At 44.7% G+C, this 25,195-nt stretch carries 17 protein-coding genes; 12 read left to right on the plus strand and 5 right to left on the minus strand.

The annotated features are described in order from the left end of the window. Window positions 1-14: 14 nt before the first annotated feature. The 4 genes from VR7878_RS03500 to ylqF all read left to right on the plus strand — a co-directional run bounded on the left by VR7878_RS03500 (window position 15) and on the right by ylqF (window position 4,744). Entirely contained in the window at window positions 15-1,223 is a 1,209-nt protein-coding gene (locus VR7878_RS03500) for an acetyl-CoA C-acetyltransferase (protein ID WP_077333506.1), read from the plus strand. Window positions 1,224-1,262: 39 nt separating this feature from the next. Further along, on the plus strand, window positions 1,263-1,610 hold the full coding sequence (locus VR7878_RS03505) for a phasin family protein (protein ID WP_077333508.1): 348 nt from the start codon (window positions 1,263-1,265) through the stop codon (window positions 1,608-1,610). Between the two features lie 57 nt (window positions 1,611-1,667). Continuing rightward, window positions 1,668-3,494, plus strand: a complete 1,827-nt coding sequence (gene phaC / locus VR7878_RS03510) for a class I poly(R)-hydroxyalkanoic acid synthase (protein WP_077333510.1) — start codon at window positions 1,668-1,670, stop codon at window positions 3,492-3,494. A 305-nt stretch (window positions 3,495-3,799) separates the two neighbouring features. After that, the gene (gene ylqF / locus VR7878_RS03515; RefSeq protein WP_077333539.1) at window positions 3,800-4,744 is read left to right on the plus strand and encodes a ribosome biogenesis GTPase YlqF; all 945 of its coding nucleotides are present in this window, start codon (window positions 3,800-3,802) and stop codon (window positions 4,742-4,744) included. 122 nt (window positions 4,745-4,866) lie between these two features. Here the strand turns inward: ylqF and VR7878_RS03520 are convergent, their stop codons facing one another. Further along, window positions 4,867-5,859, minus strand: a complete 993-nt coding sequence (locus VR7878_RS03520) for a CobW family GTP-binding protein (RefSeq protein WP_077333512.1) — start codon at window positions 5,857-5,859, stop codon at window positions 4,867-4,869. Window positions 5,860-6,386: 527 nt separating this feature from the next. Between VR7878_RS03520 and clcA the strand changes: the two genes are divergently transcribed. Continuing rightward, window positions 6,387-7,796, plus strand: coding sequence for a H(+)/Cl(-) exchange transporter ClcA (clcA, locus tag VR7878_RS03525; protein ID WP_077333514.1), 1,410 nt, complete (start codon window positions 6,387-6,389; stop codon window positions 7,794-7,796). A gap of 72 nt (window positions 7,797-7,868) precedes the next feature. Here clcA and VR7878_RS03530 read toward each other — a convergent pair whose 3' ends face one another. Continuing rightward, on the minus strand, window positions 7,869-8,687 hold the full coding sequence (locus VR7878_RS03530; protein WP_077333516.1) for a phosphate ABC transporter substrate-binding protein: 819 nt from the start codon (window positions 8,685-8,687) through the stop codon (window positions 7,869-7,871). A 623-nt stretch (window positions 8,688-9,310) separates the two neighbouring features. Here VR7878_RS03530 and VR7878_RS03535 point away from each other — a divergent pair. Then, entirely contained in the window at window positions 9,311-9,655 is a 345-nt protein-coding gene (locus VR7878_RS03535) for a DUF3024 domain-containing protein (protein WP_077333518.1), read from the plus strand. Window positions 9,656-9,789: 134 nt separating this feature from the next. Here VR7878_RS03535 and rnb read toward each other — a convergent pair whose 3' ends face one another. Further along, a complete protein-coding gene (gene rnb / locus VR7878_RS03540) occupies window positions 9,790-11,787 on the minus strand; it encodes an exoribonuclease II (protein ID WP_077333520.1) in 1,998 nt (665 codons plus the stop codon). A 605-nt stretch (window positions 11,788-12,392) separates the two neighbouring features. Between rnb and VR7878_RS03545 the strand changes: the two genes are divergently transcribed. Continuing rightward, the gene (locus VR7878_RS03545; protein WP_077333522.1) at window positions 12,393-14,237 is read left to right on the plus strand and encodes a DEAD/DEAH box helicase; all 1,845 of its coding nucleotides are present in this window, start codon (window positions 12,393-12,395) and stop codon (window positions 14,235-14,237) included. A gap of 95 nt (window positions 14,238-14,332) precedes the next feature. Here VR7878_RS03545 and VR7878_RS03550 read toward each other — a convergent pair whose 3' ends face one another. Both VR7878_RS03550 and VR7878_RS03555 read right to left on the minus strand, forming a co-directional pair. Continuing rightward, a complete protein-coding gene (locus VR7878_RS03550) occupies window positions 14,333-15,877 on the minus strand; it encodes a methyl-accepting chemotaxis protein (RefSeq protein WP_077333524.1) in 1,545 nt (514 codons plus the stop codon). Window positions 15,878-16,294: 417 nt separating this feature from the next. Next, complete coding sequence (locus VR7878_RS03555) at window positions 16,295-17,737, minus strand: 6-phospho-beta-glucosidase (RefSeq protein ID WP_077333526.1); 1,443 nt, start codon at window positions 17,735-17,737, stop codon at window positions 16,295-16,297. Between the two features lie 340 nt (window positions 17,738-18,077). Here VR7878_RS03555 and VR7878_RS03560 point away from each other — a divergent pair, with 340 nt between their 5' ends. The 5 genes from VR7878_RS03560 to VR7878_RS03580 all read left to right on the plus strand — a co-directional run bounded on the left by VR7878_RS03560 (window position 18,078) and on the right by VR7878_RS03580 (window position 24,867). Next, complete coding sequence (locus VR7878_RS03560) at window positions 18,078-19,277, plus strand: glycine C-acetyltransferase (RefSeq protein WP_077333528.1); 1,200 nt, start codon at window positions 18,078-18,080, stop codon at window positions 19,275-19,277. Window positions 19,278-19,397: 120 nt separating this feature from the next. Then, complete coding sequence (tdh, locus tag VR7878_RS03565; protein ID WP_077333531.1) at window positions 19,398-20,429, plus strand: L-threonine 3-dehydrogenase; 1,032 nt, start codon at window positions 19,398-19,400, stop codon at window positions 20,427-20,429. A 386-nt stretch (window positions 20,430-20,815) separates the two neighbouring features. Beyond that, on the plus strand, window positions 20,816-22,708 hold the full coding sequence (locus VR7878_RS03570) for a methyl-accepting chemotaxis protein (RefSeq protein WP_077333533.1): 1,893 nt from the start codon (window positions 20,816-20,818) through the stop codon (window positions 22,706-22,708). A gap of 304 nt (window positions 22,709-23,012) precedes the next feature. After that, window positions 23,013-24,302, plus strand: coding sequence for a diguanylate cyclase domain-containing protein (locus tag VR7878_RS03575; RefSeq protein ID WP_235862842.1), 1,290 nt, complete (start codon window positions 23,013-23,015; stop codon window positions 24,300-24,302). Window positions 24,303-24,444: 142 nt separating this feature from the next. Further along, on the plus strand, window positions 24,445-24,867 hold the full coding sequence (locus VR7878_RS03580; protein ID WP_077333537.1) for an NUDIX hydrolase: 423 nt from the start codon (window positions 24,445-24,447) through the stop codon (window positions 24,865-24,867). Window positions 24,868-25,195: the final 328 nt, after the last annotated feature.

Consider the following 25,195-nt stretch of genomic DNA (forward strand, 5'->3'; position numbering starts at 1 on the left):
CGGGGAGCGAAATCATGGAAAAAGTATTTATTGTTGCGGCAAAGCGTACGCCTGTCGGCTCGTTTGGCGGCAGTCTGAAAGACGTGGATGCCGGACATCTTGGGGCGACTGCCATCCAAGGTGTATTGAGTGCGGCTTCACTCGCTCCTGAAACGATTGATGAAGTAATTGTCGGAAATGTGATTAGTGCCGGGCAGGGCATGAGTATCGGCCGTCAGGCATCACTTTTTGCCGGTATTCCCGAAACTACGCCCGCCTATAACATTAACATGGTTTGTGGCAGTGGCATGAAAGCTGTCATGGAAGGTGTCAGCCATATTCGAAGTGGCGATGCTCAAATCGTCGTGGCGGCTGGTGTTGAGGTGATGTCTCAAATTCCGTATGCCTTATCAGGCAGTATCCGTGATGGCCACAAGATGGGTGACATGACCTTGGTTGATCTGTTAATTCGTGACGGATTAACAGACATATTTAATCAGTATCACATGGGGTGTACCGCAGAGAATATTGCCGGAGAATATGATATTTCGCGGGAAGCGCAAGATCAGTTTGCATTGAGCAGTCAACAGAAAGCCGTGGCAGCGATCAAAGCCGGTAAATTTGTCGATGAAATCGTACCGGTTGAAGTGAAAATCAAGCGTGATACCGTCATGTTCGATACCGATGAGTATCCAAAAGCGGACACATCAATTGAGCGTTTAGCACGCCTGCGCCCTGCCTTTGCCAAAGATGGTACGGTGACAGCGGGGAATGCATCCGGTCTGAATGATGGTGCCAGTGCCATCATCGTGGCTTCTGAAAGTGCGGTTAAAACGCATGGCTTAACACCACTGGTCGAAATTGTCAGCTATGCACAGGCTGGTGTTGATCCGAAAGTGATGGGGCTTGGGCCAGTGCCTGCGGTTGCGAAAGCACTCAAACGAGCTGGAAAAACATTAAATGACATGGATCTGCTGGAATTGAATGAAGCATTTGCGGCTCAGGCATTGGGCGTTGTCAAAGGTTTATCACGAGAACACGCAGTCTCTGAAGACGCAATTTTGCAAAAAGCGAATGTAAACGGTGGAGCGATCGCACTTGGTCATCCACTTGGTGCATCTGGAAATCGCATACTGGTCACGCTTATTCACGAATTGAAACGGAGAGGTGAACAGTATGGGGTGGCATCATTATGTATCGGCGGAGGAATGGGAACCGCAGTCATAGTGAAAGCCGTTGGCTAAATAAAAATGAAGATTTGACCCACAATTGGAGATGAAAATATGTATACGGATTTCTTTAAATCATTTACTGATCAAACAGAGAAAACATTAGAACCTTACTTTAAATTCAACAAATTACTGACTAAAAATGTTGAAGTATTGACTCAGCTTCAGTTGAAATCAATGAAAACTTACAGTGATATCGGCCTTGCTCAGATGAAAGCAGCGAGTGATGTGAAAGACGTTGCTTCTCTAACCGCTTTCAACACTCAGCAAATGGGTGCGCTTTCTAAGCTATCTCAACAAATGGTTGATGACAGCAATAAACTTCAGGCGATTGCCAAAGAGTTTAAAGATGATGTTGAGAAATTAACTTCAGAAAACATTTCAACAGTCACTCCTGCGTAACTCCGTGTCTTTTGGCCGCCTTCGCGGGCGGCTTTTTTCTGAACTAGGGAGTAGGTTATGAATCAACACTTCTTCTCAGACTACCTGATGAAAATTCAGGAAACCAATCAAAAATGGTGGACTGATTTTGAAGCACAGCAGGAAGTCTTTCGTTCGCCCTTGAATAAAGCGATGCAGGAAGTGAATTTTGAGGATACTGCAAAACTTTTTGAAAGGGCTGCCAACCAACCGGCTGCATTACTCGATCTTCAGATGGCGTGGTGGCAAAAGCAGTTGGAAATTTGGCAAAATGTTGCCCTTGCCGGTAATAAAGAATTGCTGATTGAAGCGGAACATGGCGATAAGCGCTTTGCGGATGAGTCATGGAAAGATGACGCCATGTACAACTTTATCATGCAATCCTATTTACTGTTTGGCAAAACATACCTTGACACAATTGATGCCATTGACGGTTTGGATGACAAAGTGAAAGAACGCTTACGGTTCTTTTCGCGTCAGACAATCAACGCGATGTCACCCAGCAACTTTATCGCGACTAATCCGGAATTATTGCGGTTGACGCTTGAGTCTAACGGCAAGAATCTGGTTGATGGTATGGAAGCACTGAAACAGGATGTTGCCTCCAGTGCCGATATTTTGAAAATTCGGATGACCAATAACAATGCATTCCGGGTCGGTCAGAATGTTGCAACGACACCGGGTAAAGTCGTCTTCAGAAACGAGTTGTTTGAGCTAATTCAGTACACACCGCTGACTGAAAAAGTTTATAGCACCCCGTTGCTGGTTGTGCCGCCATTTATTAATAAATACTACATTCTCGATCTCCGGGAACAGAACTCAATGGTTCGCTGGCTGCTGGAACAAGGCCATAGTGTCTTTATGATGTCTTGGCGTAATCCGGGCAGAGAACAGGCCGAGTTGGGTTATGAAGACTATGTCATCGATGGTGTGGTAAAGGCTGTTTCTGTCGTAGAAGATATTACCGGACAGGAACAGATTAACGCAGCAGGTTATTGTATTGGCGGCACTTTGCTGGCAACTGCGATTGCTTATTATGCTGCGAAACGCATGAAAAAACGGATTAAATCTGCATCTTTCTTTACGACCTTGCTGGATTTCTCTCAGCCAGGTGAAGTCGGTGCTTATATCAATGATCCTGTCATTAGTGCAATTGAGATGCAAAACCTATCTCGTGGGTATATGGATGGTCGTTCATTGAGTGTGACATTCAGTCTGCTACGGGAGAATAATCTCTATTGGAATTACTATGTCGATAACTATCTGAAAGGTTCTAATCCTGTCGATTTTGACCTGTTGTACTGGAATAGTGACAGCACCAATGTGACAGCTACGTGCCATAATTTCTTGCTCAGAGATCTCTATCTGGAGAACAAACTGATCCAGAATAAAGGCGTTAAAGTCGGTGGTGTATGGATTGATCTGGATAAGATTAAGATTCCGAGCTATTTCATTTCAACCAAAGAAGATCACATTGCGTTATGGCAAGGCACTTATGACGGTGCGATGAAAACCGGCGGTAATAAAACGTTCGTGTTGGGCGAATCCGGTCATATTGCCGGCATTATCAATCATCCGGATAAAAAGAAATATGGTTTCTGGTTGAATGATACGCATGAAGATAGTGCCGATGAATGGCTGGCCAATGCACAACGGCAAGACGGCTCATGGTGGACTCACTGGAATGAATGGCTGTGTGGCTTCTGTGCGAAGGAAAAAATTGAACCGTTTGCAACCGGCAATGAGAACTACCCTGTACTCGATGATGCTCCGGGAGAGTATGTTCGTCAGGTTTTACCCGTTTCGCCAGCAGAGTTCGATTCATCTGTAAATGTGGCAGAAGATCTCCAATCTGCAAAAAAATAGCCTATCTCAATGATGGCTATACCTCTTGTGCCGTCCCTACCTTTAGGCGGCACTTTTTTATCTGTACTGTTTTGATCCTAAATGATCGTTATTCGTGAGCCACAGTGGTGCGATTTTCTCCGGAGCAGGCGGAGTCAGTACCGTCCACCATGGTCAGATATAATAACAATCCCCAATTTCACACTGAGCATGTTAGAATGCCGGCATTTTATCAAATCCGTCCGTTTGTCACGCCCTGAATGTATCAAAGAGCATCGGTTCAGAGGCAACAGAACAAACGGATATCGGTGAAAGGTTCGTTTCAAATGGTTAACAATACAATCCAATGGTTTCCGGGACATATGTATAAAGCACGTAAGGAAATCGAAGAAGTCATTCCCCAGATTGATGTCATTATTGAAGTGCTGGATGCCCGTATTCCATTTAGTAGCGAAAATCCGATGATTGCCGAACTTCGGGGGGACAAGCCCTGCGTGAAAGTGTTGAACAAACGTGATCTGGCAGACCCTGCCACAACGGCACTTTGGATTGAGCACCTTGAGCAAGAGAAAGGGGTAAAAGCGTTGGCGATTACGACCCAGAATACTCAGGAGGTCAATCAGATCATGGAACTGTGTCGCAAACTGGCGCCCCATCGGGAAGAAATCGGTAAAAATATTCGGACAATGATCATGGGAATTCCCAATGTTGGTAAATCGACCATTATCAATGCATTGGCCGGACGGACAATCGCTCAGACAGGGAATCAGCCTGCCGTCACACGTCGTCAGCAACGGATTAACCTGCAAAATGGGATTGTTTTATCGGACACTCCGGGAATTCTCTGGCCAAAAGTGGAGAATCCGCACTCTGGTTTCCGCCTTGCTGCGACCGGCGCAGTGAAAGATACCGCGATGGAATACGATGAAGTGGCATTTTACACGGTTGAATATCTGGCTCAGGCTTATCCGGATTTATTGAAAGCGCGTTATCAGATTGATGAAGAGCCACAATCGGATCTCGAATGGATGGAAGCAATTGGCCGTAAACGCGGTGCTTTACGGGCTGGTGGCCGGATTGATTTACATAAAGCATCGGAAATTCTGTTACATGAACTGCGCGCCGGTACCATTGGGGCAATTACACTGGAGCGGCCAGAGATGATCCATCAGGAATTGATTGATGCTGAACTGGAAGCAACCAGAAAAGCAGCCGAGAAAGCAAAGCATAAAGAGGAACGGCGTAAACGTTACTTACGCAATAAACGTTAATCTAGCCGTAACGCTTGATCTGACCGCAATTCAGCCAACAATCATGACAGCATCACGCTGTTATGATTGCTTTATCCGTGTTGATAGGTGAAAGATGGCGTATTACTTCCTCTGGCGACACATCATTGTTCCGCCGGTTGCCCCAGCCCGAGCAGAATCTGTTCCAGCTCATCCCAAGGCATCAGTTGGGAATCGATCACTTCTATTTTCGACTCAAATCCATCCAGTGATATTTCATGCACGGAGACAACGCGATGATTGACGTTAAATGCGTAGCAGCCCCGATCGGTATTGATCACTGCTTTGATGCGTTCTGCGGTCAGCTCACTGAATAATGAAAATAACGCATCAAAAGAGAAATGGATTTCCGCCCCGAACACCCAGCCACAGCTATAATAGCCATCGCCCTGATTTTCTTTTCTCAGGTACTTTTCTCCGGGGGCTAACTGAAAGACCGGCTCGGCATGGGCATGATGATGGTCGGTAGAAGCGTGCCCCGAGGTCGGTTGCGGCGTTTCCCGACGGGGAAGTTCCAACACTTCCAGTGGAATATCCCCAAAGCGGGTCAGTTTGTGAAAAATTTTGGCGGGCTGCTGGTCAGTTACCCAATCATTGAAAGTGTCAATATCGTTCGCCTGGCATTGATCGACTTTATTACCAATGATGACATCGGCACAGGCCAATTGGTCATTAAAGTTTTGGTGAGTGGTATATTTGTGATTGCTGAGGTTGCGCGGATCGACCAGCGCAATGGTTGCTTTTAAATCCAGATAGGGCTGATATTGTACCGAAGTGAGCGTCGCTACGATTTCCCGGGGGTGTCCTAATCCTGTTGGTTCAATCAGCAACCGATCCGGTTTTTGGCGGAGCAACGCTGTAATTCCAACTGACATCGGCACTCCGGCTGTACAACACATACAACCACCGGGGACCTCTTTCACTAAAGCATTCTGTTGAGATAAAAGGGTACCATCAATGCCGATTTCACCGAATTCATTAACCAAAACGGCCCAGTTTTGATTCGCGGGTTTATTTTTAAGCAGATTCAGAATCGCTGTGGTTTTGCCTGTTCCCAGAAATCCGGTAATGATATTGGCAGGAATACGTTGAGTCATGACGTCAACTCCAAATAGAAAGAATGCTGAGGGCTAGTATACAGAGATTCTGCAAGTGGATAAAATGTAAAAGGCGCACTTACAAAAGCGCGCCTTTATTTCCCGCGACTCATATCGTGAGCTTGCGATCTGGTTGTCAATGAACCAGCTAATGGCGGGAATGGTCTTAGGATTTTTCTTCCTGTATCCAAATTGTATGTAAGACTGAATCGTTCCTCCGGTTGAGATTATTTCATTTGCCTTACACTTTGATTATGGTTTGGTATACGGATATTTCAAGTGTGATGATCGTTTGTTGTAGCGTTTTTTTATGTGGTTCACAGATTTGTTTTTCACCGGCAACTGTGGTTATCATCAGATAGTGGAACAGATAGCGGAATGCTTTCAATTGGTGAAGTCGCTTCTAGAACATGAACCACGTATATATGAAATACAACATTGCAATATTGCAACTATAGAAGATGATAAGGATGCGTATAATTCACGCCCGTTGATATTGATATTTTCATTTGTGAGGCCTTAACTCAATGAGATCTAAAGAGAGATTCAAACCTTCCCTGTTAGCTAAAGTGCCTAAAGATGCCATTAATCAGTTTCTCTCAAAAGATAAGACACCAGTCTCTGTTTTATTGCTTTCTATTCTCGTCGGGATTTTATCTGGCCTGGCCGGAACCTACTTTGAGTTGGGGATTCATTTTGTTTCAGAAACACGCACCAGTTGGCTGATTAGTGAAATTGGTAATGTCCTGCCGCTTTGGCTCGCCGCTTTTTTGATCAGCGCGGGGTTGGCTTTTATCGGTTATTTTCTGGTGCACCGTTTTGCTCCGGAAGCTGCCGGTTCAGGAATTCCTGAAATCGAAGGCGCGATGGACGGGATGCGACAAATCCGTTGGTGGCGAGTGTTGCCCGTGAAGTTTTTCGGCGGACTTGGCGCGCTGGGGTCAGGTATGGTGCTGGGACGTGAAGGTCCGACGGTTCAAATGGGGGGCGCGATCGGTCGGATGATCTCTGGTCTGTTCAGAGTTAAAAATGATGACGCCCGGCACTCATTGCTGGCTGCCGGTGCTGCCGGTGGGTTATCGGCGGCATTTAATGCACCACTGGCCGGGATTATGTTTGTGGTTGAAGAGATGCGTCCTCAGTTTCGTTACACGCTGATTTCGATTAAAGCGGTCATCATTTCTTCGGTTTTCGCGAATATAGTGTTTCGGATGATTAACGGTCAGGCGGCTGTGATTACCATGCCTCAGTATCAGGCGCCAGAAATTCAGTCATTATGGCTTTTTTTACTTCTGGGGATTTTATTTGGCATCTTCGGGGTGTTCTTCAACCGTCTGGTGACATTTTTTCAGGATGTTTTTGTCAGAATTCATCGCAATGATCGCAAACGTTACTTATTGGTCGGCTCTTTTCTGGGAGGCTGTTTCGGCATATTGCTCCTGTATCTGCCCGATCTAACCGGTGGTGGTATCGCACTGATTCCTGTCATTACCAATGGCGGATACACTGCGGGTTTGTTGATGCTACTATTTTTAGGACGCATCTTAACGACAATGCTCTGCTTTGGTTCTGGTGCGCCCGGTGGTATTTTTGCTCCGATGTTGGCCTTGGGGACATTGTTTGGTTATGCATTTGGCCTGATTTCACATAATTTCTTGCCTGAGCTGGCGTTCGATCCGGGAATGTTTGCAATTGCAGGGATGGGGGCATTATTCGCGGCAACTGTTCGGGCACCGATCACGGGGATTTTATTGGTCATCGAGATGACCAATAACTATTACTTGATTCTACCATTAATTATTACGGTGTTAGGTGCAGTTGTCTTTGCTCAGTTGCTCGGTGGAGAACCACTATATAGCCAGTTACTACACCGGACTCTGAAAAACGAAAAGCTACGTCAGCAGGATTTACCACCACAGGAAAAACCTATCGTTTAATGGTTATGAAGTGTTCTGCACAATTAAAAAGGACTGGCATTGCCAGTCCTTTTTAATGAGATTCCAAAAGAATTATTTTATCGACGGAATATATCCATAACTGTAAATCAGTTCCCGTGCCCGATCCGATTGGAGATATTTGATAAAGTCTTGGGTTTCCGAATTGGCTTTATCTGAATAATCAATGACTAAAAATGGTCTGGAAAGTTGATATGAACCATCCGAAATCGTTTTGGTGGATGCGTTCACCCCTTCAAATGAGACGGCTTTAATGGACTGATCAACCGAACCGGTTGAAATAAAGCCGATAGCCCGGGGGTTGTGATTGACCAGCGTTTTGACCATGCTGTTACTGTTGACAACCAGATTACTTGGATTGATATCGGAAACCAGACGATTGTTGACGACACGGGTTAATCCTAACAAGCTCTCAAAACTGAATCGGGAGCCGGAAGATGCTTCTCGTGTCACGACTGCAATTCTCTGATCTCTGCCCCCTAACTCTTTCCAGTTGCTAATCTGGCCTTTATAAATTTTGTAGAGTTGATCTCGGGTCAGATTTTCGATCGGATTGGCGAGATTTACCACAATTGCCAAACCATCATATGCGATGAGTCTAATTTCTAAATTTTCATCCAGCTCACCTTCAGTCAGGTAGCGCGAGCTCATTGCAATATCGGCAACCCCTTTTTTCAACAAAGTAATACCTGCGGTTGATCCCACGCCCTGAACAGCGACGAAGTTTTCAGGATGAGCTTTATTATAGTCTTCGGCGAGGACATCCATAATCCGTGCGACCGACGTTGACCCTGATATATTGATTTCTTTGGCAACAACCTGCGATGACATTACCCATACACTGAGAAATAGGCCGATAACAACCCGCAACATAATCCACTCCAAGTTATGTAATAAAGCTCCGATACTATGAGATTTTGATGACATTTTTGTGACTGTCTGTTTTAGAAGCATCGCTGCATGTCATGTTCGGACAGACTCAGAGAGTCTTTTGCAACTGTATCTCGATTTTGGCTAATCAGTGGCCACCGTCACGAATATTATTCGTCGCTTTGATAGATGATGCTAGGGGTTGTTGACCTGTCGTGGTTGAATTTTGTTCAATCTGAACGGGTATTGATCGCGGCGCGGGGCATGCCGCTTAGCTATCCTAAGCAAATGACCTGCAACAAAGAGCAAGACACGTTCAGATGAACCCTCTGGGCAGCATTTGTCGCTCATTTATCCAGCGTTAGGTCATGGTTCATGTAGATCGCTACACTTCACATGACCTGCCTTGACTAAATGCACGACAAATTGCTGCAAAAACCATCACGAAAGGTCAACAGCCCCTAACTGAAACCTTCTTTTGATAGGGCAGGCAGAATTCATCTTTGTGTGTCGTGCTGAAGGGGGGAATGGTTTATACTCTGTACATTGTGAGATCAATGCAACCAGAATGAAAAATATGTCATGATTGCCTATCTCAGTTGATTAGAAGCTTATTTGAGGGATAGATGACGGTCGTTAACCTATTACAACGTCAGATCGAACACCGAGCTGAACTATTATGCCAAAACCGCAATCAGGGATTGCCGGTTGGTATTGGTAAGTCATGTTTTGAGCCGATTGTGGACGGTGTCCAGTTTCTCAAACACCATTATAAGCTTGATTCCAGTCATTATGATTATTCAACACCCGTAGCAAAGATTCAGTGGGATCAGCACGCGCGAGTGTGGACGCTTTATGTGCCGGATGGTAAAAACGCGTGGATGCCGTATCCCTTCTTGGGACGCAGTGAAGATTTAACAGCGTTAATCCGAGAAGTTGAGAAAGATCCGAAATCTCTATTTTGGTCTTAATGGATCTGGGTTTGATGATGTTTAATTGATATTGAGCATGATCTGATTTAATCATTACGGTTGATGTAAAATAAAAAAGGTATTCATCTGAATACCTTTTTTTATGCAATATAGATTGTGAACTCTGTGCAGAATTAAGCCGTTTCTGAGATGTCGTTTTGAGGTGGCTCCGCAAAAACTGCTGTTGGTTTAGCAATAATGTTCCGGTTTTCTTGATTCACTTCGTTGAGGGTGACTTCAAGTGTATCTCCCAGTTTATACACCAATGCTTTATCGATATAGATATAACCTTGATCTGCGTGGCATTCGATACGCTCTTTGTTATCCATGATCAGCGGTGCAGGAATAAATGCCGTAGCACCGTTTTCGAGTAACCTGACGCGCATGCCGGCACGATTGATATCAAAGATTTCTGCGTGGTAGCGAGTTTGCTTCTGCGGCTCTTCAGCCAAAGTACGGGCGTAAAGCCAGTCACCGACACTTCTTTCAGCAATCTTATGATGCTTACGATGGATGGCCAGCTCTTCACCGACTTGTTCATCCGGCATTTGCACCGGGGGTTTACCCATAATATAAGACTTCAATAAGCGGTGATTAATCATATCGCCATATTTGCGGATCGGGGATGTCCACGTCGCATAGACATCCAGCCCCATAGCAAAATGTGGTGCCGGCTGATTGCTGATTTCACTATAGCTTTGGAATTTACGAATACGATTATCCAAATAACTGGTGTCTTGTGTGGCGAGCCAACGACGTAGCGCGGAAAAGCCTGCCAGCGTTTTGACCGTTTCATCGTTGTGATCATTCATACCGTGCTCGGTAATGAGCGCAATTACATCGGCTATCCGCTCCGTTTTAAAACCGTCGTGGACATTAAATACGCCGGTACCGAATTGCTGCTGAAGCACTTTACCGGCACAGACGTTCGCCGTTACCATCGCTTCTTCAACCAGACGGTTGGCACTTCGGCGCATGTCGGCATGAATGGCAATGACATCGTTATCTTCACTGAGTTCAAAGCGGTAGTCCGGTCTGTCAGGGAAAACCACAGCGTGAGTTTCCCGCCATGAGATACGAGCCTGAGAAAAGGCGTACAGATCGCGGACGACCTGAGCAATTTCATCTGAAGGTGTCCAGTCACTCGATTCTCCAAGCTCCAGCCAGTCTGAGACGTGATCGTAAACCAGACGTGCGTGAGATTGAATTTGTGCTGAGAAGAAGCGGATATCATCTTGCAGGGTGCCGTCCTGAGCCACGGTGACGGTACAGCACAGCGCCGGGCGGACTTCACCTTCCCGCAGTGAACATAAGTTGTCAGCAAGCTCTCTCGGCAGCATTGGAATGTTGCGTCCCGGCAGATAAATCGTAAAGCCACGTTCACGGGCAACTTTATCCATCTGGTCATCAGGTGTGATATAAGCGGTCGGATCTGCAATCGCAATGGTTAACTCAAAATCCCCGGATTCTGTGCGCTTTGCGTACAGCGCATCGTCCATATCCTGAGTCGAAGCACCATCAATGGTGACAAATGGAACATCGGTTAAATCAACCCGTACAAGTGCCGGGTCATCTTTCTGTTCCCAGTTTTCAATCCCTGCAGGTTCCTGATTTGGCAAATCGTTTTCAGCCAGTGTGACCCACCAAGGCGCGATTTTATCGTCGGCATCAGTGATCTTATGGGTAATTTCAACAAAAAAACCATTGTCACCTTTGAGCGGGTGACGTGTCAGTTGTGCAACCACCCAATCGTTTTCCGCAATTGTATTGGGATCCAGACCCTTTTGGACTTTGGCTTTCAGCGGCTGTTTTTTCAGCTGTGGATGATCCGGTGCGACATTGAGTTTGCCTTTGTGCAATTTAACACGGCCGATAAAGCGAGAGAGGGCGGGTTCGATTAACTCTAGTGGTTCGGCAACTTCACGTTCATTCTCAGTACGGATAATGGCAACGACTTTATCGCCATGCATTGATTTTTTCATGTAAGGCGGTGGGATAAAGACACTGTTTTTACTGTCGATTTCTAAAAAGCCGAAACCTTTATCAGTTGCTTTGATGGTTCCTTCTTTTTTCGGCAGATTCTCCTGAATCTGTTGTTTTAACTGGGCAAGTAATGGATTGTCTTGAAACATCAGATATTATTTTAACCTTTCATCTTTTGGCTCAGGAGAGAGTGTTCTCCCCAATTTCGCGAAGTATTCTCCAGTGCGTGGCATCGAAGATCTGCGAAATATCCGTAAATACTATAATACTCTCACATGGTACTCGGTAATCGGGGGAAAGTATATGATTCCCTTATGAGCATACCTGCGATGTCGTATGTTGGCATTGGGCTTTTGAAAGAATGCGTCTCAGTCGGCATTATCGTGTCTTGTGAGTGTTCAGATACCATTGCAACGTGATATGGCAGATGTTCATGTCGCTGTATCAAGTTGCTCTTCATTGATATAATGTCACGTCAAATCCGAGGCGATGGGTTGTAAAAAATCATGACAATATGTTATGTCGCGGAATTAAAAGGATGTTTTTGTCCGCATTGAGAAAAATATGTGATGAATTTCAATTTTTTCTAGATTTTTTTATGCATTTAAGGAATAATCCGCCTCCTTTGTTATGTCCCTCGTCGCTTTAAAGCGGACTTTAATTCATACCGCACGGAAAGGAATCTATCCTTGACTGGATTAGAAATGGTAAAGCGCATGGGGCCTTGTTATTCATCAAAATTAGTGGGAACCCCATGCAAGATAATGTGATTCAATTTAAAGAATTAGCGCTCAAAAACGAAATCCTCTCCGCTCTGGAAAATATGGGCTTCGTTTCTCCTACACCTATTCAGGCTGCTGCAATTCCATTTTTGTTGGAAGGTCGTGATGCTTTAGGTAAAGCACAAACCGGTACCGGAAAAACCGCAGCATTCTCTCTACCTCTGCTCAACAAACTGATTATGAATCAGCATAAGCCTCAGGCGATTGTGATGGCACCGACGCGTGAGCTGGCAATTCAGGTTGCAGCAGAAATCAAAACCTTAGGTCAAAATATTGCCGGCCTGAAAGTGTTAGAAATTTATGGTGGCGCATCGATCGTTGATCAGATGCGTGCACTCAGAGCTGGTGCTCATATCGTCGTCGGTACACCGGGACGGGTTAAAGATTTAATTACCCGTGATCGTCTCCATTTAGATGAGTGCCACACCTTCATTCTCGATGAAGCTGATGAAATGCTGAAAATGGGTTTCGTCGATGATGTGACTTGGATTATGGAACAAGCCCCTGAAAGTGCTCAGCGTGTTTTGTTCTCAGCAACGATGCCGCCGATGGTGAAAGATATCGTTGACCGTTTCCTGCGTGATCCGGCTCGGGTTGACGTCGCCGGTGCAAACCAGACTGTTGCAAAAGTAGAGCAGCAATTCTGGGTTGTGAAAGGTGTTGAAAAAGACGAAGCCATGGCTCGCTTGCTTGAAACGGAAGAAACGGATGCATCAATTGTTTTCGTCCGTACCCGTCAAGATACCGAACGTCTGGCTGACTGGCTGTCTTCTCGTGGATTCAAAGCAACAGCTTTGCATGGTGATATTCCTCAGTCTCTGCGTGAAAGAACAGTTGAGCATATCAAAAAAGGTGTGACTGACATTCTGGTTGCGACTGATGTGGTTGCACGTGGGCTGGATGTGCCGCGGATTACGCACGTATTCAACTATGATATCCCATTTGACGTAGAATCTTATATTCACCGTATCGGCCGTACCGGTCGTGCCGGACGCAAAGGGAAAGCGATCCTGTTGGTCCGTACCAACCAGATCCGCATGTTGCGTACCATTGAGCGGGTTACACGTTCTTCTATGGAAGAAATTCAGTTACCGCATCGTGACAAAGTTGCTCAGGCGCGTTTAGTGCAGCTGAGTCAGGAACTTGAAACTGAAAAAGAACATAAAGCCTTGGAAAAATTTTCCGAGCTGGTTGAAAGCCTCAGAGATTCTCTGGACATTGATACGACCACACTGGCAGCGATGTTACTGAAGCGTCAACAGGGTAAACGTCCATTATTCTATGTCGGCGAAGATCCAATGATTGCTGAGATTGAGCGTGAGAAATCACGTCGTCGTGAGCGTCGTGAAGGTGGTACTAATAATAACCGCCGTGGATATGGTCAGGATACTCAAGACTGGGATACCTACCAGCTGCAAGTCGGCCGTGAACAAGGTGTGCAGGTAAAAGATATTGTCGGTGCACTGGCAAACGAGCTGGGTCTTGGCAAAAATTCAATTGGTGCGATTAAACTGGCACAGGGCCATACGTTTGTTCAGTTACCAAAAAGTATGTCTTCAGATGTGACCCGCAAGTTACGCAAACTTCGGATTCGTCAGAAAGATGTTGGTGCTGTTGTGTGTGACTTTGATGATTTCCGTGAGTCGCGTGGTCGTCGTGATGGCGGTGCGAACCGCGACAGTCGTGGCGAAGGACGTGGTTTCCGTGAAAATGGCCGCCGTGAAGGTGAGCGTCGTTTTGATCGCAACCGTGGCGGAGATAACCGTGGTTCTTACCGTGGTGAGCGTGGTCATAGCCGACGTCGTACCGAAGCATAATTTGGTGATATTGATGAAAAGAGGGAAGCATTTGCTTCCCTCTTTTTTTTGAGATGTGTCCGGTTAAGTTGCTTTGAGCAACCGGAATGAATCATTTAGCGAAAGGTACTGCTCAGTTGGGCAATAGAAATCGCTTGCTCATCAGTTTGTGTCGCATATTCACTGACTTGCGTGACCAGTTTATAATTCTCGACAGCGTGCTGCTGAGCATCATTCATATTTTTCGTCATATCGGCAATCACGGTTCCTTGTTCTTCCATAGCGACTGCAATCTGAGCTGACTTCTCTTCGAGTATCGATATCTGTTCCTGGACTGCATTCATCATTTGCTGCACCGTTTGTGATTCTTGATTGCAATGATCCGCAGTGTCCTGATTTTGGAGCATCGTTTTCTGCCAGTTATGCATCGATGTTTGCAAATCAGCGACCGATTTCTGAATACTCTGCGTGGCGTTTTGCGTTCGGCCGGCAAGATTACGGACTTCTCCGGCGACGACGGCAAATCCTCTCCCTTGCTCACCAGCCCTTGCCGCTTCAATCGCTGCATTGAGTGCCAGTAGATTGGTCTGATCCGCAACGCCCTGAATTTCTTCCATCACTTTTGAGATGTTATCGGTATCTTCGGTGAGTTTACGCAAGGTCGCTGCGGCTTCTCCGATACCTTGATGCAGGTGACTTAAAGACTCTCCATTGGTATGAAGGGTTTGCACCGCCTGACTACATTCGTTTTTCACTTGCTGAACGTAATCATGGGTTGAGCTGAGATTGGTGTTCACGTCATGGATCGTCTGTGTGACCTGAGTCGCAGCGCTCGCCAGATGGGTCAGTTCGCTTGTTTCAGCTTCAATACTATCGAGTGAGTGCCGGCTGATATCTTTCATTTTCTGTGACAAGGCGATCAAATAAGCACCGTTATCTGCACTTCTGCCGAGGATTGTTTTTATTTTGGCATCTTGAAACTGGTTATCATAACGGAGCTTACCAATCAGCCCCGGCCCACCAAAAACCATCCGTGACGGACTCTCCGTCACCGATTGGCGCTGTTTGAGATACTTGGGCAGTTTGACCAGTTCATCATGATACAGGTAGATAAATGTCAGGATGAAGAGCAATAGCACCATTGCTGTCACTATGCCTGAAAAAGCCAGTGCTCCAAGAAACAGCCCTCCGGCGAATATCGCGGAGAATAGTAACTTCAGGGCGTTGTTTTCCCGAAGAGAAAAGCGACGTTTCCCTTGGTTGATCCGGGTGTAGAGTGTTTCGGCAGCTTGAATATGTTCACGTTGGGGACAACGCCGGACCGACTGATAGCCAATAATTTTATCACCTTCATACAGCGGTGTGACAAACGCATCAACCCAGTAGAAGCGTCCGTCTTTACAACGATTTTTCACCATTCCATGCCAGCTCCGTCCTTGTTGCAGCTGAGTCCACATATCTTTAAACGCAGCTTTAGGCATGTCGGGGTGGCGCACCATGTTATGTGGTTTGCCAATGAGCTCTGCCGCACTAAAACCTGAAACTTTACAAAACTCATCGTTGACATAAGTGATGTAACTATCCAAATCGGTTGCTGAAACTAAGAGTTCGTCAGGTCCAAAAGTAACCTCACTTCCTCCGTGATGTTTAGATTGATTCATTGTGATATTCCTTGTTGAGGAGGAAACTTGTTTTTATCATTCAGGAAATGTCAGTGCTTTATTTTGATTGCCAATCAAAAATTAACATATCTCGAGCGCTCAGTAAAGGGCTCGTTTTCTATTATTCATTATAATGAGATGCTGAACCGATACGCTTGCATATGGTAATCAATAACGTTCAGATGAGTGGTCTAATGATTCAATGCAATGATGCTTTATTGAAGGAAGTTCATATATTTGTTGTATCTGCGTTGGTTTTGCTAAGAGGAGTGTGGTATCCGACAAAGAATCAAGGGAGAAAGGCGTAATCTGTCGGGTTAAAAATCAACGGTGTCAGCGAAGTTTCATTACGCCTTTCAACCTTGGTTTTGAGCTTGAAAGACGCAATGAACGCTGTTCAGAACATGTGCTTTGCGGTTAGAGTTCAGAACCGTCAGAGGCAATCACATTTTTATACCAATAAAATGATTTTTTCCGTGAGCGTTGTAGTGTACCGGTATTATCATCATGCTTATCAACATAGATAAACCCGTAGCGTTTTTTCATTTCACCGGTCGTAAAAGAGACCAGATCAATACATCCCCAAGGGGTATACCCCATCAGTTCGACACCATCGATATGGATGGCTTTCGCTATTTCCTGAATATGGGCACGCAGATAATCGATCCGGTAGTCATCGTTAATTTCACCGTTTGCTTCGACTTTATCAACGGCACCCAAGCCATTTTCAACAATAAACAGCGGTTTTTCGTAACGTTCATAGAGGGCTGTCAGGCTATATCGCAAACCGACAGGATCAATCTGCCATCCCCAGTCACTGGCTTTTAAAAACGGATTACGGACAGCATGTTTACGGCTGCCATCAACCAGTTCTTCCTGATTGCTTTCAGTTGCCTGAGAGTTTACCGTATTGGACATGTAATAACTGAAACCGATGTAATCGACTGCTCCGGCTTGCAGAATGGCTTCATCACCTTCTGCGATTTGAATGTGATATCCCTTACTTTCCCACTCTTTGTAGACATAAGTCGGATAGTGACCTTTCGCCATCACATCTGCGAAAATAAAACGATCCCGCATGGCAACTTGTGCCAACATGACATCATCGGGATGAGATGAATAAGGGTAGAATGGCACCATTGCCACCATACAACCGATTTTCAGTGCCGGATTCAGGGCATGAGCCCGGGCAACCACTTTGGCACTGGCAACAAATTGGTGGTGAGCGGCTTGATACATTGCTTCTTCAGGTTTTTCTTTCTGCGTGAACTTGACGCCTGAACAGGTCCAGCCAAAAATATCGAGAGCAACATTCTTCTGGTTATTGATTTCATTGAATGTCATCCAGTACTTCACTTTGTGCTGATAACGCTCAATCACCGTCATCGCATATTTAACAAACAGATCAATGACTTCCCGGCTCATCCAGCCATCATATTTCTGAGCCAGATGGTAAGGCATTTCGAAATGGCTAAGAGTGATGACCGGTTCAATATTGTATTTCAGTAGTTCATCGAACATATCATCGTAGAACTGTAATCCCGCTTCACATGGGGTTTCTTCTTCACCGGTCGGGAAAATACGCGTCCAGGCGATACTGGTTCTGAAACATTTGAATCCCATTTCGGCAAAGAGTTTGATGTCTTCTTTGTAGCGCCCGTGAAAATCGATTGCTTCGTGGTTCGGATAAAATTCATCTGGCTGAATACCGTCGGTAATCTTGCGTTGTTTGCCATAAGCACCGGCAGTGACAACATCGATAATACTCATTCCTTTGCCATCTTTGTCCCAGCCACCTTCAAGTTGGTGAGCGGCAACAGCGCCTCCCCACAGAAAGTTCTCCGGAAATTTCGGGTTCATTGGACTCCTCCAGAAATTTGATAATATTGTCATTTTGAAACCGGTTCCAATGATAAATTCCAAGTGAAATCAAGATCAATGAGATCACTGTGAAACTGTGTTACTCATCCCATTCTGTGATATTGATTACAAAAATAGAGCCAATGGGCGATATTAAAGCTTGAGCAGACTGAACAAATAAGAATACGTTTTATTTGTGAATTAAATTCAATAATCATTTGCCCCGATAAGGGATAATCGCCTTTCACCATATCGATTACACGGTTGAATGACGTATCTTTACAGTGTAAATATTGCGGTATCATCAACGACGGTGAACTAAAAATACCAAGGAAATCTTATGTCTTCTGCATTTTACGAACACATTCAGCAACAGATCGAAGTTATCAAAGAAGAAGGTCTGTATAAGTCGGAGCGTATCATTACCTCTGCACAGCAAGCCGCTGTTCATATCAACACCGGTGATGAAGTTTTGAATTTTTGTGCCAATAACTATCTGGGGCTGGCTGACCACCCAGAGCTGATTAAAGCGGCAGAGGACGGGATGGATAGTCATGGATTCGGGATGGCTTCGGTGCGGTTTATTTGTGGTACGCAAGATATCCACAAAACGCTGGAGCAGAAGCTCTCTGCCTTTCTGGGAAAGGAAGATACCATTCTGTATACCTCATGTTTCGATGCCAATGCCGGATTGTTTGAAACACTGCTCGATAAACAAGATGCGATCATTTCCGATGCATTGAATCACGCCTCGATTATTGACGGGGTTCGGTTGTGTAAAGCAATGCGTTTTCGTTATAGCAATAACAATATGGCAGAGTTGGAGCAGCAGTTAATTGCGGCTGATCAAGCGGGTGCGCGGCATAAAATGATCGTGACAGATGGGGTTTTTTCTATGGATGGCGTGGTGGCGAACCTTCCTGCTATCTGTGATCTGGCAGACCAATATGATGCTTTGGTGATGGTAGATGACTCTCATGCGGTTGGTTTTATGGGTGATAATGGACGCGGCACGCATGAATATCATCAAGTGATTGACCGGGTGGATCTGATTACCGGTACGCTCGGTAAAGCGATGGGTGGGGCTTCCGGTGGTTATACTGCCGGGAAAAAAGAAGTGATTGATTGGTTGCGTCAGCGCTCCCGGCCTTATCTGTTTTCTAACTCGGTTGCGCCGGCGATTGTTGCAGCTTCGATTCGGGTGTTAGATTTACTGGCTGAAAGCAGTGAGCTGAGAATCCGCTTGTGGGAGAACGCTGCGCATTTCCGTCAACGCATGAGTGAGGCTGGGTTTACGCTCGCGGGTGCAGATCATGCCATTATTCCAATTATGTTGGGTGATGCCAAAGTTGCGGCTGAGTTTGCTGAGCGTGCTTTGGCACTGGGTATCTATGTGGTTGGATTCTCTTATCCTGTCGTTCCGAAGGGACAAGCGCGGATCCGTACTCAGATGTCTGCAGCACATTCAAAAGCACAACTTGACAGAGCAATTGATGTATTTATTCAGGTTGGCCGTGAGATGGGTATCATTGAAGGTTGATGATTGAACAATTCAGCAGTGTCACCGGATGGCAATGAGACCCACCGTCGACACTGAGCGTCATCGTGCTTGTCATCAGGCACGGATGATCGTTGAGAACATTGTGACAGAGACAGTCATATGAAAATTAAAGCATTATCAAAGCTAAAACCAGAGCAGGGTATCTGGATGACCTCGGTCGAGATGCCAGTGATGGGACATAATGATCTGCTGATCAAGATTAAGAAGACTGCAATTTGCGGCACGGACGTCCATATTTATAACTGGGATGAATGGTCCCAAAAAACGATACCGGTTCCGATGGTTGTTGGTCATGAATATGTCGGTGAAGTGGTTGGTATCGGGCAGGAAGTCCGCGGTTTCTCTATCGGTGACCGTGTTTCCGGAGAGGGGCATATTACTTGTGGTCACTGTCGTAATTGTCGTGGCGGCAGAACCCATTTGTGCCGCAATACGATTGGTGTCGGTGTTAACCGGACTGGTGCATTTGCCGAGTATCTGGTCATTCCGGCTTACAATGCGTTTAAAATACCGGATGGTATCTCTGATGATCTGGCCGCGATTTTTGACCCGTTCGGTAATGCTGTTCATACCGCACTTTCGTTCGATATGGTCGGGGAAGATGTGTTGATCACCGGGGCCGGGCCGATTGGGATTATGGCTGCTGCGGTTGCGAAACATGTCGGGGCTCGCCATGTGGTGATTACAGATGTGAACCCGTATCGTTTACAACTAGCGGAGGAAATGGGCGTCACACGTGCAGTTAATGTAGCAGAAGAACGTCTCAATGATGTCATGGCTGAGCTGGGCATGACTGAAGGGTTTGATGTCGGTTTAGAAATGTCCGGTGTACCGGCAGCATTTCAGGCTATGTTGGAAACCATGAATCACGGTGGACGAATTGCACTATTGGGTATTCCGCCATCGGACATGGCTATCGACTGGAATCAGGTGATTTTTAAAGGTTTGGTGATCAAAGGCATTTACGGCAGGGAGATGTTCGAGACTTGGTACAAGATGGCGAGCCTGATTCAATCCGGCCTCGATCTGACCCCGATTATCACCCATCATTATAAGATTGATGATTTCCAGCAAGGCTTTGACACCATGTGTAGCGGGGCTTCCGGGAAAGTCATCCTCGACTGGCAGTAAGATTGAGAGCGCTCCGAAAGGGGGCGCTTTTGGTTGAATGCGATTGAAAATCATAAAATCGGAAATAGTTTCCATTATCCTATCCCAGTTAGTGATGTTAATAACATTTTTATAACATAAAATAGATTTATTTTTGATCCTATCCATTTACGCATTACATTCAATTGAGGATATTTGGAAGCTACAAGCTTTATATTTAAAGCCCGTATACCATATTAACAAGTCTGAATCGACCAATGTAATACCCGATGAACCGTCCCGATGAGCAGGGTTGCCTTGTTATGGAACATCACTTTCTTTAGCGGTGACCTTACCATCTTAATAGTGTTTAAGATCATTAAACGACTATACTTAAGTGACAAAAATGTTAAAAAAGGAGTTAACCCATGACTCTCACCAAAAAACTGCTCATTATTGGCGGCTCAATCGTTGCTGCTCTTGCGTTTGTGCAGGCAAGCCTCTCTGCCTATTCTATTCGGACGCAAATACTCAATAGCATCACATCTTCGAATATGCTTTATGGCGAAAGTAGTTCTCGAATGATCAGCGAATGGATTAATGAGAAGAAGAATATGGTCTCTGCATTTGCTGAAGCTTTAAACCGAACGGATACGACAGAAAAAATCACCAGCCAGATTAAGACAATCAGTATGGCGGGTGGGTTTGGTTCGGTTCTGTATGGTACTGTTGCAGGTGATACCTACCGGGGGAAAGGGTTAAATACCAAGGCCAATTACAATCCTAAGGCTCGGTCTTGGTATAAAAATGCTATCGATAACTCAGATGTGTACCTTAGTGAACCCTACGTTGGTGCATCAAGCGGTGTGCTTATCACCAGCGTTTCAAAGAAAGTTCTGATTGATGGGAAAGCAGCTGGTGTTGCGATGGCGACTTTACCACTTGATAAGATCACAGATGACATTCTCTCAATTAAGGTTCCGGGTAACGGAACAGCCTTCCTGCTCTCTTCAACCGGAACCATAATTGCACACCCAAATTCCGAGTTAAGAAACAAGTCCTTTACTGAACTGACACGCGATGTCACGGCAAATGAATTGATTCAACATGCTGATAAAACTAACTTGCTGGATACGAAAGTAAACGGCGTTCAGTACCTATCGACAGTATCCAGCGTGAAAGGGACTGACTGGTATCTGGTGTTAATGAGTCAAAAGAAAGTGCTGTTTGAGCCGGTGCAAAAGCAACTAACATACCAAATCATAACCGCTGTCATTATGTTTGTACTGGCAATTGTTATTTTGGGTGGTGCGCTTCGTTATATGCTTTCAGACTTGCTTTCTGTATCTGCTGCATTAAAGGACATCGCTAAGGATGAAGGCGACCTAACGGTACGCATTGATGCGAAGACTAACGATGAAGTAGGCGATTTGGCAAGAAGCTTTAATTTGTTTGTCGAAAAGTTACAGAGCATCATCTCAACGGTCAATCGGATATCCCGTGACGTTCTTAAGCAGTCAGAGCTCAGTGCTCGAGCTTCAAATGAAAGACAGTTAAGCATCTCTAACCAACAGAATGAAATCACGATGGTTGCAACCGCTATGACGGAAATGGCGACCACGACAGGAGAAATTGCTAACATTGCCGAAGAGACCTCCCAAAGTGCTACAAATATGGTTGAAGTCAGCAACAGAGGTAATCAGCTTTCACAAAAGAGTGAGGAATCTATTCATAAGCTTTCTGAAGAGGTTAAAAGTGCCAGTGAGGTAATTGAAGAGCTTAGTCAACAAGGGGAGCAGATCACAACGATCGTTTTGTCAATTAACGGTATTGCTGAGCAGACTAACCTGCTGGCGCTTAATGCTGCAATAGAAGCTGCACGTGCCGGTGAGCAGGGGCGTGGTTTTGCTGTCGTTGCTGATGAAGTGCGTTCACTCTCAGAAAGAACGCGAAAATCAACAGAAGAAATCAGTCAAATGATCAGTAAGCTTCAAGAAACAACCTCAGAGGCTGTTGAGGTAATGAATCAGTGTCACAACTTAGCTATCCAAAGTGTTGAGGACACCAGTAATTCCGCAGCGAGCTTCAAAAAAATCAAAGAATCTACAGAGGCTATCAATAATATGGCGACACAGATTGCCACCGCAGCAGAAGAACAGGCGGTCGTTAGTAAAGAGATTAACGCCAACACCGAGTCCATCAAGGTTATTTCTGATCGCTTAAGTGAAGATTTTGAGGACGGTGCTATACAAGCACAGCACTTAAATGAGATGTCAGAGAACCTGATTGCTCAAGTCGGGAAATTTAAGATCACGACATAACTTGTTTTTGCCAGCGAAATCGCCAACTTTTTCAGTGCTTTTTATTTCCTGTCTTAAACCACCGACTCCATAGGCAGTTGGTGGTTATCATTTCTAGAACATCAATTCCGGAATTGGAAGGATCAAGCTATATCTTGGCTAAAATACCGACAGAACTTATATATTTAGTATATGATTATAAAGGTGGTTTTTAGTTTATGTCTGGTATTGGGAGTATGAAATTATCAAAGCGTATCAATTCAATCCATGGATGTTTTGTCTATTGACGATCGGATATGTTTTATTCTCTTTTATGGCTGTGAAGATGATAACGGATCGGTTTGTTGATAAACAAAGCCAACAGGTCAAAGAGGTAACACAGCACGAACTCGCGCTAGTTCGGTATAGTATCGAAGCGAATATATTTCGTGATACATATCTTGCAGATAGCTTTGCTTCCGTTGTTGCTTTAAATCCTCAATTTGCAATGGACAATTGGAAGTATGTATCCGAGCAATTTTTATCGAAAGCCGATCTGGTGAAAAACATCGGACTGGCTCCTAATGATATTATATCCCATGTTTATCCTTTAAAAGGGAATGAAAAAGCGATTGGGTTGGATTTTCGTACCATCCCGCAACAGTATAAAACAGTTCAGATTGCCAGAGAGACTCAAAAGGTTTTTATTGCTGGTCCACTTGAACTGGTGCAAGGTGGTATTGCACTGATTGCGAGGTATCCGATATTTACGGATGCGCCACATAATACAAAATATTGGGGCGGTCTTAGCGTCGTGATCAATTATGCTAAGCTGATTGATTTGTCTAATCTTCATCAGCTTAAGGACGTAAACATCGCGCTGGTTGCAAATAACTATAATGGTGCAACGAACAAGTTAATTGAAGGAGACGAAAGGGTTTTAAATACATTTGATATCAGCTATCCAATATCTCTGCCTAATAGTAATTGGACGTTGTTTGCCAAATATAAAAACATCTATGATATCGAGTATATTTATCGTTTTGCGATGCTATTTTATACGCTTGGTGCTATCACATCACTGGTGGGGTATTTTCTCATTTTATCTTTGATTAACAACTATTTACGTGTGCATCAGCTTTCATTGCATGATGAGCTGACTAAACTTCCCAACCGACGTTATCTATTCAATGAGTTTGAAAGAATTAAATTAAGAAACGGAATCACAATTGAATTAGCAGTGTTGAATATTGATTTAAATCGGTTCAAAAAAATTAACGACTCATTAGGGCATGAGGCCGGTGATGAAGTCTTGAAGCATACTGCATCGTCATTAACTCAATGTTTAAGATCATCCGATTTTATGTCTCGAATTGGTGGTGATGAATTCGTTGTGATTCTACAGCGAACCACTAAACCAGAAGATATTGAACAGATAATCCGCAAAATACACCTTTTCTTCGCGTCTAATCCTTTACACTGGCGTAACCATGAAATACCGATTTCTTTAAGTATCGGATATTATTGTTTTCAAGGTCAATCAGAAGATCTTGTTGTCAATGATATATTGTCAGAGGCTGATAAAAATATGTATCAGAACAAGTTAGCCCATAAGCGAAATGAGCAAATGAACTAAAATGGTTCATGAGAATAATACTTTCTGTATGCTTAGATGTCTCTGTATCAGAAGTTGAGTCTGTTGTTCAAACATTGATTATATTTGATGGATTGAATAGGATTTGACAGATATTCGCTGTGATTTGAAATGAGAGTCTTTTATGCCACATATCCGAGCTAAAGTAGTCTGCCTATTTCGTCATCAGCATCGTATTCTGTTAGCTGAAGGGTATGACCCGATTAAAGGTGAAAAATATGTAATTCCAGTCGGTGGTGGGATTGAATTTGGCGAGAAGTCTACAGATGCAGCTCGCAGAGAAACCTTCGAAGAAATTGGGGCTGAAATCGATAATCTGAGGTTGTTGGGAATCAGTGAGAACATCTTTACATTCAGTGGCGCTGCCGGACATGAAATTGTGTTTGTCTACGAGGCTGAGCTGAAAGATAAATCATTCTATCAGCGGGATGTCATTCCCGGGATTGAAGTGGACGGAGAGCGATTTATTGTTCGATGGTTTGATGAAGATGATCTTTTGAACGGCAGTCTGCCATTTTATCCTGACGGTATTATTAATATGTTGTAGCTTGCGGACTTTTTAGCAACACATTGATAAAAATGACCCAATCAGTCGGAGGTGAGGCTTCGATTGAGAATGAATAAAAAACAGCGCCATGAGCGTAATGCCGATCAGTTAAGAAATTTTCGAGATCATTTGACCGATCTTTAAAAGGCTTCAAAATCCGATATTAGTTATCTGATATCGGATTTTCTTTATGCGTTTTGAAAGCGAATTAGCCACAGCCTTTAAGTCCTGTAATACCTTCCATACTTTTGAAAAATATGCCGAGTTGCTATCGCCAGAGCTTATTCAGCAAGGCTTCAAACAAGCTGGAGTCGCAACGTTGAGAAAG

Source organism: Vibrio ruber DSM 16370, assembly GCF_900163965.1.
Taxonomy (GTDB): Bacteria; Pseudomonadota; Gammaproteobacteria; order Enterobacterales; family Vibrionaceae; genus Vibrio; species Vibrio ruber.